General features: G+C 37.4%; 11 protein-coding genes. 10 read left to right on the top strand and 1 reads right to left on the bottom strand.

What is annotated here, in order from left to right; all coding sequences use genetic code 11:
- Positions 1-13: 13 nt before the first annotated feature.
- Positions 14-1,375, bottom strand: coding sequence for a YheC/YheD family protein (locus NSQ84_RS14060; RefSeq protein ID WP_130158442.1), 1,362 nt, complete (start codon positions 1,373-1,375; stop codon positions 14-16).
- A gap of 120 nt (positions 1,376-1,495) precedes the next feature.
- Between NSQ84_RS14060 and NSQ84_RS14055 the strand changes: the two genes are divergently transcribed.
- The 10 genes from NSQ84_RS14055 (at position 1,496) to NSQ84_RS14010 (ending at position 11,961) form a co-directional block, all read left to right on the top strand.
- Positions 1,496-2,623: a DUF445 family protein gene (locus tag NSQ84_RS14055; RefSeq protein WP_311066425.1), complete on the top strand. Its 1,128-nt coding sequence runs from the start codon at positions 1,496-1,498 to the stop codon at positions 2,621-2,623.
- A gap of 108 nt (positions 2,624-2,731) precedes the next feature.
- Complete coding sequence (locus NSQ84_RS14050; protein WP_311066424.1) at positions 2,732-4,357, top strand: spore germination protein; 1,626 nt, start codon at positions 2,732-2,734, stop codon at positions 4,355-4,357.
- 24 nt (positions 4,358-4,381) lie between these two features.
- Positions 4,382-4,615 (top strand): hypothetical protein, encoded by a 234-nt coding sequence (locus NSQ84_RS14045; protein ID WP_066248956.1) that lies wholly within the window; start codon positions 4,382-4,384, stop codon positions 4,613-4,615.
- A gap of 15 nt (positions 4,616-4,630) precedes the next feature.
- Positions 4,631-5,740 (top strand): endospore germination permease, encoded by a 1,110-nt coding sequence (locus NSQ84_RS14040; protein ID WP_311066423.1) that lies wholly within the window; start codon positions 4,631-4,633, stop codon positions 5,738-5,740.
- The gene (locus tag NSQ84_RS14035; RefSeq protein WP_311066422.1) at positions 5,737-6,939 is read left to right on the top strand and encodes a Ger(x)C family spore germination protein; all 1,203 of its coding nucleotides are present in this window, start codon (positions 5,737-5,739) and stop codon (positions 6,937-6,939) included. Before NSQ84_RS14040 ends, NSQ84_RS14035 begins: the two co-directional genes overlap by 4 nt.
- Before the next feature lie 122 nt (positions 6,940-7,061).
- Positions 7,062-7,412 (top strand): YlbF family regulator, encoded by a 351-nt coding sequence (locus NSQ84_RS14030; RefSeq protein WP_066248950.1) that lies wholly within the window; start codon positions 7,062-7,064, stop codon positions 7,410-7,412.
- A gap of 179 nt (positions 7,413-7,591) precedes the next feature.
- Complete coding sequence (locus NSQ84_RS14025; RefSeq protein ID WP_063387297.1) at positions 7,592-8,008, top strand: GreA/GreB family elongation factor; 417 nt, start codon at positions 7,592-7,594, stop codon at positions 8,006-8,008.
- A 173-nt stretch (positions 8,009-8,181) separates the two neighbouring features.
- Positions 8,182-9,411, top strand: coding sequence for an ROK family transcriptional regulator (locus NSQ84_RS14020; RefSeq protein ID WP_130158842.1), 1,230 nt, complete (start codon positions 8,182-8,184; stop codon positions 9,409-9,411).
- A 95-nt stretch (positions 9,412-9,506) separates the two neighbouring features.
- A complete protein-coding gene (locus NSQ84_RS14015; RefSeq protein WP_094244621.1) occupies positions 9,507-10,370 on the top strand; it encodes a Cof-type HAD-IIB family hydrolase in 864 nt (287 codons plus the stop codon).
- 97 nt (positions 10,371-10,467) lie between these two features.
- Positions 10,468-11,961: a coproporphyrinogen III oxidase gene (locus tag NSQ84_RS14010; protein WP_130158840.1), complete on the top strand. Its 1,494-nt coding sequence runs from the start codon at positions 10,468-10,470 to the stop codon at positions 11,959-11,961.
- Positions 11,962-12,056: the final 95 nt, after the last annotated feature.

The raw sequence follows: 12,056 nt of genomic DNA, 5'->3' as shown, positions 1-12,056 counted from the left end.
ATTATATGAATCGTTATGAAACATCATAACCACTTATCAAGTAACAATAACGGATGATTGCTTTGGCAGACGGACGAATGGAAGGATTGAGAGAGTATTCAATATTTTTAGATGGCTTTGTATTGACTTCTAAAATCCATGGTTTCTGATCTTCGCTTACAGCCATATCAATTCCAAATTCCCCGTATTCTCCCTCCACGTTCATTTCAACTGTTTTGGCGGCTTCCAGTGCTATTTCCGAAAGAATGCTGCAAAGATGTAAACAAGTGCTTTTATCAAAAATGTCAGATAAGATTTTTTTAATTTTATACAGCTCTCCACCTTTAGCTAAATTGCTAACAAATTGATCTTTAGCGGAAAGGCGGGCGACAGAAGAGGTTATTTTCCAGTCCTGATGATTGATTTTATGACATAGAAACCTGAAATCAAGCGGTCGATTATCCAATTTGATTGTGTCGATTGTCTGCTGAATAATATGCGGTTCTCTTTTGAGATATGGAAAGAGATGTTTATACATTTCCTGAAAGGAATGAAAAATAATTGGCTGCTCGCTTTTACCGGGATGGGTAAAGTATATTTCGAAAAGATCGTTTCTATTTTTCAAGCGAATAATTCTTCTCCCTTGACTGCCGTTAATCGGTTTAATAAATACGTCTTGAAAATCATTTACAAACACTTGCAAATCTGATTTTTTTGTTAAAAGCATCGTTTTTGGAAGGTAGGGAAGAAGATGCTGGTTGGACGCAAAAATTTTATGAATTTCCCATTTGTTTAAGTAGCGGTGGTTAAACACCGGTATATCGTTTGCAGCTGCAAATTGCAAAAACTTCAAATATTTTTGAGAATACTCTAATTTTCTTGATCGAATCCGATTATAAATCACGTCAGGACAAGGAATGGTTTCCTTTTTCCAATTTTGATGAGATAAATGAAACCCTTTCTTCTGATTTTGCTGCAGATCAGTTAATGTTGAAATACAAAAAAATGCGCCAATTTCCGCACAGTAATTCGCCATCTCTTTACAAAAATCATCAATATTTCCAAACTGGATTTTTTCATCGTCCTGAATAGAATCAATCAATACACAAATGACCGGTCCAAGTTTGAAGGTGTTGGTGAATTTATCATACTGAAGACGAAGCGTTAAAGATTTTATAGGAAGATGAAGAGCGTTGTAAATCTCTTCACTGGCATAAAGAACGATTTTTTCGTTTCGGATGAAGGAGGCTTTTGTTTTAACTGTTTCTTGGCCGCAATGTAAGGAAAACGTTTGGATCAGTGGAAGGGTCAAAGCTTTTTGCAAAGAATCGCTTATTTCCATATAGAAACCGTTTTTTTCTTCGAGTGGAATCATTAAAATTTTTGTTTCTGCCATTTGAATTACCCCGTTTGCTTACAAATGTTAACCGATTTATAATATTAACTTAGGTAAATCATGCTATGATATCGTATGTCTGGCAGTTGATCTTGTGAATAAACAGTGAGGAAGATGCAAATGGAATTTATATTAACATCAGCTATGATGGTCGTAATTAGTGCATTTATTGGCGGTGTTACGAATTACATTGCCATTAAAATGCTTTTTCGCCCATATAGACCAATCTATTTGTTTGGAAAAAAGCTTCCCTTTACGCCAGGCCTTATTCCGAAACGCCGGGATGAGCTGGCTAGGCAGCTAGGAAAAATGGTGATCGAGCATTTAGTTACACCAGAAGGAATCAAAAAGAAAATGGAGGAGGTCTCCTTCCAGCAGAAAATACAATCATTCCTGCTTCAATCGATAGATGCTTGGCTTGCCAAACAAAAAACTTTAACGGAATTACTGGAAGAGTATGGAGTATCCAACAGCAAGGAAATGATTGCCACCCGACTTGAACGAGCGATTGAAAAAAGCATACTTCATTTTTTCAATACAGATCAAAAAGTCAGTCATTTTTTGCCGCAAGAATGGAAGAAGAACATCGAATTGCAAATTCCTAGTCTTGCAGAATGGATTGCAATGAAAGGCGTTCAATATGTTGAAAGTGATGAAGGGAAACAAGCGCTGCAAAGAATGATCGATGACTTTCTTCAACAAAAAGGAACGTTTGGCGGCATGATTCAAATGTTTTTAGGAAACTTGAATATCGCAGATAAAATTCAATTAGAAGCAGCAAAGTTTTTTCGTCATCAAGGGACGATTGATCTGATTTCTTCCATTCTTTTTAAAGAATGGAGCCGATTGCTTGATATGCCGGTTTCTGAGTTTACAAGCAGGATGGACAAAGAAAAGACAAGCTTGTCCATTGCAAAACTTATTTCGGAAAAAATACGTATCTACGAAACATTGGATAAACCAATTTCAGAGCTTATCCAGCCGTATAAACAAGCAATTATGGAAAAAATGCTGCCAGCCGTCATTTCCAGCTCTGTTCTTTATTTGCAAAACAGTGTGGAACAGATTATGAAAGCTTTCGATATCGATGAAATTGTGACGGCACAGGTAGAATCCTTCTCGGTTGAACGTCTCGAAGAAGTTGTACTGACTATTTCCAAAAGGGAATTTAAAATGATTACCTACTTAGGCGCTCTCCTTGGTGGTATAATCGGGTTCGTACAATCGATTATCATTCTGTTTATTTAATCCCATGAAAACAGGCAAACCGCCTGCTTCATGGGATTTTTTACATATTAAAAGAACAATTGGGCACTTTACAAGTAAAAGGTTCAAAAACCGTTAGGGGGATTCGGCATGAGCTTTTTAAAATTTTTTAAGAAATCGATCGATAAAAAGTCATTTGAACAGCTATTAGCAGACAAGGAAAAGCAAGATAGCAGCAAGCAACCGCAAAGCAATGAAACGCTCAAACGCAGCTTGCATGAAAACTTAAAAAAAATTAGAGAAGCATTTGGCAACAGCAGCGACATTGTTACAAGGGAAATAAGAATAGGAAGACAAGGGGAAATCCGCGTCGGGATTATTTATACGGACGGTTTGATTAACAGTGAAGCGAATCATAATTTTGTTATGGAATCGTTAATGTTTGAATTGAGAAGAAATGAAGTGGATCTGAAAGATCTGGCAGGTTTGACGCTGCTCAATTATATAAAAGAAATGGTCTTGACCGTCGGTTCGATTGAAGATGTGCATGATTTCAACGTTATCACGAATGCTGTTCTGTCTGGAAAAGTTGTTTTATTATTCGATGGATACGAACAAGGCTTTGCCGTTGAAATGAAAGGCGGAAAGGAGAGGGGAGTCCAAGAGACAACAACTGAAACAACTATTCGCGGTCCTCGGGAAGGATTTACGGAAAATTTGCGTGTCAATACTTCCCTTATTCGCAGAAAGATAAAAGACCATCGTTTATGGATTGAATCAAAAAAAGTCGGAAAAGTAACAAAAACGGAAGTCAGCATTATGTATATTAAAGGGATTGTGAGAGAAGAAGTGGTGCAGGAGGTCAGAAGCAGAATTGAACAAATTGATATTGATGGAATATTAGAGAGCGGTTATATCGAAGAGCTGATTCAAGATGACTCATACACGCCATTTCCAACTATTTATAATACGGAACGTCCTGATATCGTGGCAGGACATCTTCTCGAAGGCCGCGTAGCCATTTTAGTGGACGGCACTCCTTTCGTTTTAACTGTACCGTCAATTTTTGTGCAATTTCTGCAATCCCCTGAAGATTATTATCAACGCGCAGATATAAGTTCATTAATTCGTTTTCTCCGTTTTTTCGGTTTTTTCACTGCGCTCCTTGCACCGTCTCTTTATGTTGCTATTACAACTTTTCATCAGGAAATGCTGCCGACACAGCTTTTGATCAGTCTTGCCGCCCAAAGGGAAGGCGTTCCGTTTCCCGCATTTATTGAAGCATTTCTAATGGAAATTATGCTTGAAATTTTAAGGGAAGCAGGACTTCGAATGCCAAGAGCTATCGGACAAGCCGTTTCAATTGTTGGAACATTAGTTGTCGGGACGGCAGCAGTAGACGCGGGAATTGTTTCCGCCGCAATGGTAATTGTTGTAGCATTTACAGCTATCTCAAGTTTTATGGTCAGCTCGTATGACCTAGCGATCACCGTGCGGATGTTACGATTTGTTTTTATGGGGCTTGCCGCATCTTTCGGTTTGTTCGGAATTATCCTTGGATTGGTGGCGCTAGTTCTTCATTTGAGCAGTCTTCGTTCATTTGGCGTCCCTTATTTAAGTCCAATGGCTCCGTTTACGCTGGCAGATCAAAAGGACGTTTTTATTCGTCTGCCCCGCCGTCTGCTTATTTTTCGACCACGAGTTTTTAGTTCACAGCAAAATACGAAAAGAGAGAAATCACTTTTTCAAAACGAAAATCAACGAAAGAAGAAATAGATTACCTAAAGGGGTATTAAATGAATGTGGAACATAATCGGCATTCTTTTCGTTTCTGCATGTATTTTTATAATCGAAGCTCTGCTGCTATTAAAACATAAGCTCTGGAAGGATTTTATTGTGTTTATCATTTTTCTTTTTTTAGGAACAGGATTAAGTATTGCCAGATGCATTAATTTTCCTATTCCAAATCCGATTGAATTGCTCACATGGATCTACCAGCCGCTAAGCGAAGCAGTGAACAAAATATTTCAATAAGAGGTTGGTGAAGGTATGTTAGACAACGGGAAAATAACAGCAAATCAATATAAAATGTTAGTTTTATTATTTACGATTGGAAGTTCAATTCTCGTTGCTCCTACTGCATTAGTGAATGATGCGAAACAGGATGCTTGGATAGCAACCATTTTTACGGTCATCATCTCCATTCTTTTAGTGCTTATGTACATTAAAATATATTCAATTTTTCCAAATATGACTCTTGTAGAAATATGCGAGCTTTTGCTCGGAAAATGGATTGGAAAATTCGCGGTTGCATTATTTCTCATGTATGCTTTTATTTTATCCGGTGAATTGCTCAGGGAAATCGGCGATTTTACAACTACTCAAATGATGCCTGATACACCGATCGATGCTATCCATATTGTTTTTATGGGAGTCGTTGTTATGGCAACCCTTTTAGGATTAGAAGTGATTGGACGTTCTTCAGAAATCATTTCATTATGGCTATTCATCCTTTTAGCAATCTATTTCATCGCGATTTTGCCTCAAATCAAAATAGGAAACCTGCAACCGATATTGGGAGAAGGAATGAAACCGATTTTATTTGGGTTTTATCATTTTATTAGTCTGCCGTATTTAGAATTAATCGTTTTTTTAATGATTGCTCCCTTTGTCAATCATCAAAAAGGAGCAGAAAAAGGATTTTTAGTAGGCGTTATAATTGGAGGAATCCTGCTTACATTTGTTGTCATGTTTTCTATTCTTGTTTTAGGTGTCGAAAATACAGCCAGACAAATATATCCGAGCTATGCCCTGGCAAGAAAAATTGAAATAGGAAAATTTTTTCAACGCGTAGAGGTTATTATGGCGGGAATTTGGTTTTTATCTATTTTTTATAAGCTAACCATCAGTTTTTATGCTTTTGTTTTAGGTCTCTCTCAACTATTTAAAATAAAAGATTATCGTTCGATTACTCTTCCTATTTCTATGATGCTGATTGTGTATGCGATCGCCTTCCATCCGAACATCGTTCACTTTTTTGAGTTTGTACATAATATTTGGCCTTTGTACTCTTTAACGATCGGGTTTCTTTTTCCTCTCATCCTGTTGGGTACAGCTCTAATGAAAAAACGTCAGCGTCATGTGAGGGGAAATAGATGAATAAGCGGTTGACAAGTCTTTTATTCATATTGGCGTCCATCATGTTGCTGGCAGGCTGCTGGGATCGGAGGGAGTTAAATGACATCGCAATCGTTTCAGCATTAGGAATAGACAAAGTAGATGATGAATTACTTGTAACGATACAAGTGATCAACCCGGGACAGGTAGCAACTGTAAAACAAGGGGGAATAACAAAAGCTCCTGTTAGAACATTCCAGTCGAAAGCGCGTACATTGTCTGAGGCGATGAGAAAAGTGACAACTTTCTCGCCAAGAGCCGTTTATTCAAGTCATCTCCGCATGTTGATTATTGGAGAGGATTTAGCAAAAGAAGGAATGGGGGAAATTATTGATTATGTAGTAAGGGGGAAAGAATTTCGGACAGATTTTTATCTCTCTATCGCTAAAAACACTAGAGCTGAAAACATTTTAAAAGTACTTAGCCAGCTGGAGACAATTCCTGCACATAAATTAAGTTCTTCATTAAAGTTATCTGAAAAATCATGGGGGCCTATCGAAACAATAGAAATCAATCAATTTGTCAACGAGTTAGTTTATAAAGGCATTGAACCTCATGTGATAGGTGTAGAAATAATAGGCAATCCTGAAGCTGGAGAAAAAATAGAAAATGTTGAAAAAACAAAAGCTGATGCGTATCTCAAATTTGGTAGTGTAGCTATCATGAGGAAAGATAAGTTAGTTGACTGGTTAACGGAGAAGGAAAGCAATGGTCTCCATTATGCATTAGGAAAAGTGCAAAGAGCAGTCATTAATGTGCCATGCAAAGAGAAGAAGGTGGCAATTGAAACGATCCGAACAAACAGCAAGATTCAAACAAAAGTTGACGGTCATCAGTTTAAAGGCACCGTTCAGCTGCATATAGATGGGGCGGTAGCCGAGGTTCAATGCGAACGAATGGATTTGGAGAAAATAGAAACGATAAACCTTTTGCAGAAAAAAGCTGAGGAAAAGGTTAAAAAAGATATTCTGACAGCTATTCAAGCTTCCCAGAAAAAATATGAAGTAGATATTTTTGGATTTGGAGAAGCCCTTCATCGCAGCCATCCGTCGATTTGGCATAAAGTTAAAAAAGATTGGCACTCTCATTTTAAAGATATACCGGTTCATGTGGATGTTGACGTAAAGCTAAGGAGAATCGGCACAATTAATAACTCTCCTCTTCATGAAATGAAACCGTAGCTTCCCGAACTTCCAAAAAAAAATTCCTCAGGGTGTAAGGGAATTTTAAAACTTTTTTGACAGGCGGCCTTGTCATCCTTTATATTAGCTAAAAGGGCTCGCGGAGCGAGGAGGGATTAGGAGTGTCTAATATTTTATATAATTCCGCGTACGATTTGAAAAAAGCATTAGAACAAAGCAAGGAATATATTCAATTAAAAAAATTGTATGATGATGTCCAACACGATGAATCAGCGAAAAACATTTTCCACAACTTTCGCAGCACTCAATTAAACCTGCATGAAAAACAAGTAACCGGAAAAGAAATTACTGAAGAAGAAATTATTCATGCAGAAAAATGCGTTCAATTAGTACAGCAAAACGGCAAGATTGCTGCATTGTTGAAAGCAGAGGAAAGCATGAATATGCTTTTACAGAGGATAACCAGCATTATTTTGGAGCCGCTTGATGAGCTTTATAAAAAAAGTGAATAGTAAAAGAAAAGAATATCAAATCAAGGATTTTATTGAAAAAAGTAAAATATTTGGTAGTCTAGAGTGAGATGTACTTTTTGTGCATCTCTTTTTTCATTTTCAAAATTGGAGGGAACAGATCATGAATCAAAGACTCATTTTCCATTTTTTTATTAAAGAAAAAGGAGGTGGCATATTTTATGAGCCATAGTACGCTATCCAGCTTAAAAACGGCATTGCGAGAACAATTAACGCTTTTTCAGAAACAACAAAATGACAGAACTTCTCCAATCGGCCGATTTTATATGAATAATCAAAAAAAGTTTTTGCAATATGTAAGGGAATTGGAACAGCTTTTTAATCAAGAAGATGAAGATATTTTCACAAAAGTTTTTATTGGGGCGACAGTGAAAATTGTATATTTGGAAGAAGAGGATGAAGAAACATATACAATCTGTTTTCCTGAAGAAGCTGATCCTGACCAAGGGAAAATTTCATTTTTATCTCCCATCGGTAATCAGCTGCTGCTTGAAATGAGAGGAAATTCGATTGATTTAGACATACCTGGAGGAAAAACAGCTGTTAAAATTTCTGAAATCCATTATTTAGAAAAATAAATTATGAAACATGAAAGGGGAGAAATCCCCTTTCATACTCTCTTCATTTCCTCTTGCAGCGTCGAGCTGTAGGAATTTCTAATAAAATATTACTTGCGAAAACCTTGATTCATTGAGATACTAAAATGTAAGGGTTTACATTACGAGCCTCTGTATATTTCGGGGTGGTTGTCATGAAAGATGAAAAAATTGTCGGCAGTTTCCAATTAATGAAATCATTGAATAAATCTTTAATTCTTAATACAATTCGGACACACGGATCGATTTCAAGATCTGACATTGCGAAAGAAACAAAATTAACACCTCCGACAGTCACAAATATTGTAAATGAATTGTTGGAAGAAGGATTGGTAAAAGAGTGGCAGACCGGATCTTCCAGCGGGGGAAGAAAACCCATTTTGCTGAAAATCAACTCATCAAATTTTTATGTTTTCGGTATTGATATCAGCCCGAGGGAAATCCGATTTGCCATCACGGATTTAAACGCTCAAACACTTTTATATAAAACAATCACGATGAAAGAAGAGATGACGAGTTCACGTTTGTTCCAAATGATTGCTAAACAGCTTTACATTATGATGGATGAAGCTTGTATAGAATTAAAAAAATTTGTAGGAATTGGCATCGGTATTCATGGCAGGATTGACGCAGATGAAGGTTCAAGCGGTTTTGCTCCCCAATTGCAGCATCGAAATGTACCGTTAAAAAAAGAGCTTGAAAAAGAATTTCGTCTTCCTGTCAAAATTGAAAATGATGTTCGTGCCATGGCAATAGGCGAAAACTGGTTTGGCAGCGGGGTGGGAATTAGCAATCTTGTATGCATTAAGATCAGTCATGGAGTTGGGGCAGGTTTGATTTTAAATAAGAAGCTGTTTCATGGAACGAACGGACTAGCGGGTGAAATCGGCCATATGTTTATAGAAAGCAGCGGTTTGAAATGTTCGTGTGGGAAAGACGGATGTTTAGAGGCGCTTGTTGGGTCTGAAGGGATAAAACAGCGTACATTAAACAAAATATCGCTTGGGTATAAAACGAAATTAATAGAACGGACAAACGGAATGATAGAAAATGTGAACGGAGAACTGATTTATGAGGCTGCATTAGAAGGAGACCTGCTTGCTAAAGACATTTTAGAGGAGACTGGCAGGTATTTAGGAATTGCCATCATGAACATTATCCATTTATTCAATCCAGAGCGTATTATTATTGGGGGCGGATTAGCAAAGGCAAAGAATTTTATTTTAACTCCGATTCAAGAAGTGGTTGAACAAAGAGCTTTGACAGAGCAAGCGAAAAAAACAGAAATTGTGTTGTCAAAGCTGGGAGATCAAGCGACGGTCATTGGCGCTGTTGCCCTAGTGCTAAATGAAATGTTTTCTGTTCAATATGAATCGGTGTCATAATGTTTCCCCTTCCTTTAGTACACAAAAGTTCTAATTTGTCTCACAAGGACATATTTTCATAATAGAATTTAACAACAAGAGAAGGGGGACAACACATGCTCTACCGCTTGCTTGCCTTAAATATCGACGGAACGCTCCTCCGTTCAAATGGACGCCTTCAGCATTCTACGAAGGATGCGATAGAATTTGTTCAAAAAAAGGATGTATATATTACTTTGGTGACGAACCGCCATTTTCAATCGGCAAAAAAAGTTGCAAAGGCGCTCAAAATAGACAGCCACTTAATTACTCATGGGGGAGCGTTCATCGGAAACCGTTTAGATGAACCTCTTTATGTGAAGCGAATTTCAGAAGAAAAAACATTTAATATTGTGCAAGTGCTCGAATATTTTAATTGTAATATTCGAATCATTCATGAGCGTTTTTCGATCGGCAACCGGAAAAAAATCTCTTCAAATCTTGTAAGCAAAATGCTATTGAATTCGTCAGATCCGCTTTTTTATCCAATTCAATTTGTAGAATCTCTTGCTGATGCGTTAATTGATGAGCCAGTAGCTGCCCCAAAAATTGATGTATATTTTGATACGAAGGAGGAATTGAAAGAGGCGGAAAAAACGATACTTGATTCTTTTTATGATGTAGATGTGATCGAGATTCATGACGGAAAAATTGAAATTGTTCCAAAGGGAATATCTAAACTGAATGGCTTGCAGGTACTTGGCAATCATTTAGGCATTAAGCTGGATGAAATGGTCGCAATCGGCGACGGCCTTGACGACTTGGATATGATCCAGCAGGCAGGTTTGGGGGTTGCGATGGGGAATGCTCCGTTTGAAGTAAAACGGGCAGCAGACTGGATCACGAGGTCGAATGATGAACAAGGCGTTTCATATATGGTAAAAGAGCATTTCCGAAAACAATACCCAATTAAATTTTTAAATAAAATTAAAAACAGATAAAAAACATCCGCTTCTTAGGATGTTTTTTTCGTATTGACTGAAAAAATCCCCTTTAGTACACTATAAGGAGTTTTATTCTATTCGACAAGGTGATCACATGCGCATTCAAATCAGCGGCATAAATGATGAACGTTTTATGCGGCCTCTTCAGTTAATATCTAATTTGTTTTTTGAAGAAGCCGAAATTTTTTTAAAACCTTCTGAACATGATATCGAAGCATTATTCAATTTCGAATTCAGACAGAGTGATTTTCGGTTGGCTTGCGAGCTAAAAGCAGAAGGAAAAACGTATGAAGCTTTTTTAGAAAAAAGCTTTACCGCAACAGATGAAAAAGAACAATTCAAACAAATGAAGCAGGCGGTATTGAATGTTTATGTAACAGCTCTTCAACAGTATACGGGAATTACGCAAAAATGGGGGATTTTAACAGGTGTCCGACCCACTAAGCTTTTTCATAAAAAGAAGCTTGAAGGAAGAAAAAATGAAGAAATTTATAAACAATTAAAAGAAGATTTGCTCGTATCAAATGAAAAAATTCGCATCATGGAACAAATTGTAGAAAAACAATTAACTGTTGTTCCTGATCTTTACAATTTGACAAAAGAAGTAAGCATTTATATCGGCATTCCTTTTTGCCCGACAAAATGTGCATATTGTACCTTTCCTGCCTATGCTATTGGCGGCAAGCAAGGAAAAGTTGATTCTTTTCTCGGCGGTCTGCATTATGAAATGAGAATGATCGGCGAATGGCTAAAAGAACGAGGCATCAATATTACGACCGTTTATTACGGCGGAGGGACACCGACAAGCATTACGGCAGAAGAAATGGATATGCTTTATGAAGAAATGTATACATCTTTTCCAAATGTTGATCGCATTCGGGAAATCACAGTAGAAGCCGGCAGGCCGGATACAATTACAAGAGAGAAGCTGAATGTTTTAAAAAAATGGAACATAGACAGAATCAGCATTAATCCTCAATCATATATACAGGAAACATTGAAAGCAATCGGAAGACATCATACAGTTGAGGAGACGATTGAAAAATTTCATTTAGCTAGGGAAATGGGCATCAACAACATCAACATGGATTTAATTATTGGACTGCCGGGGGAAGGGTTAAAAGAATTTGAGTTCACCCTTGAGGAGACAGCCAAATTGATGCCTGAATCATTGACTGTCCACACGCTTTCCTTTAAGCGGGCATCGGAAATGACAAAAAACAAAGAAAAATATAAAGTAGCTGAACGAAGCGAAGTAGAAAAAATGATGAATAAAGCGGTTGAATGGACAAAGGCAAATCATTATGAGCCTTATTATTTGTACCGTCAAAAAAATATTTTAGGAAATTTAGAAAATGTCGGATATTCCCGGAAGGGTTATGAGAGTATATACAATATAATCATCATGGAAGAAATGCAAACGATTATCGGATTAGGCTGCGGGGCATCAAGCAAATTGATCGACCCGGTTTCCCGGGAAATCACTCATTTCGCCAATCCGAAAGATCCGAAATCGTATAACGATGGCTTTAAACATTATACAAATGAAAAAATCAAATTGCTAAACGCTCTTTATGGCGAAAATTGATAATTTTACGCTCCACAACGTATCGGGTCGTGTTGAAAGGAGGGCCCGATAGAAAACAAGAGCTTGGGAACGTCGAAAATGGAGAACGATTTCCG

Origin of the sequence: Aeribacillus sp. FSL K6-3256, from assembly GCF_037965805.1 — a bacterium.
In the GTDB taxonomy this organism is placed as follows: domain Bacteria; phylum Bacillota; class Bacilli; order Bacillales; family Aeribacillaceae; genus Aeribacillus; species Aeribacillus composti.
Note: the sequence above shows the minus strand (reverse complement) of the source record. Positions and strands in the feature narration are given on the sequence as shown.

Excerpts from the sequence above, each read along its gene's own strand:
- NSQ84_RS14060 (WP_130158442.1), bottom strand. The coding sequence starts at position 1,375 with ATGGCAGAAACAAAAATTTTAATGATTCCACTCGAAGAAAAAAACGGT.
- NSQ84_RS14055 (WP_311066425.1), top strand. The coding sequence starts at position 1,496 with ATGGAATTTATATTAACATCAGCTATGATGGTCGTAATTAGTGCATTT.
- NSQ84_RS14050 (WP_311066424.1), top strand. The coding sequence starts at position 2,732 with ATGAGCTTTTTAAAATTTTTTAAGAAATCGATCGATAAAAAGTCATTT.
- NSQ84_RS14045 (WP_066248956.1), top strand. The coding sequence starts at position 4,382 with ATGTGGAACATAATCGGCATTCTTTTCGTTTCTGCATGTATTTTTATA.
- NSQ84_RS14040 (WP_311066423.1), top strand. The coding sequence starts at position 4,631 with ATGTTAGACAACGGGAAAATAACAGCAAATCAATATAAAATGTTAGTT.
- NSQ84_RS14035 (WP_311066422.1), top strand. The coding sequence starts at position 5,737 with ATGAATAAGCGGTTGACAAGTCTTTTATTCATATTGGCGTCCATCATG.
- NSQ84_RS14025 (WP_063387297.1), top strand. The coding sequence starts at position 7,592 with ATGAGCCATAGTACGCTATCCAGCTTAAAAACGGCATTGCGAGAACAA.
- NSQ84_RS14020 (WP_130158842.1), top strand. The coding sequence starts at position 8,182 with ATGAAAGATGAAAAAATTGTCGGCAGTTTCCAATTAATGAAATCATTG.
- NSQ84_RS14015 (WP_094244621.1), top strand. The coding sequence starts at position 9,507 with ATGCTCTACCGCTTGCTTGCCTTAAATATCGACGGAACGCTCCTCCGT.
- NSQ84_RS14010 (WP_130158840.1), top strand. The coding sequence starts at position 10,468 with ATGCGCATTCAAATCAGCGGCATAAATGATGAACGTTTTATGCGGCCT.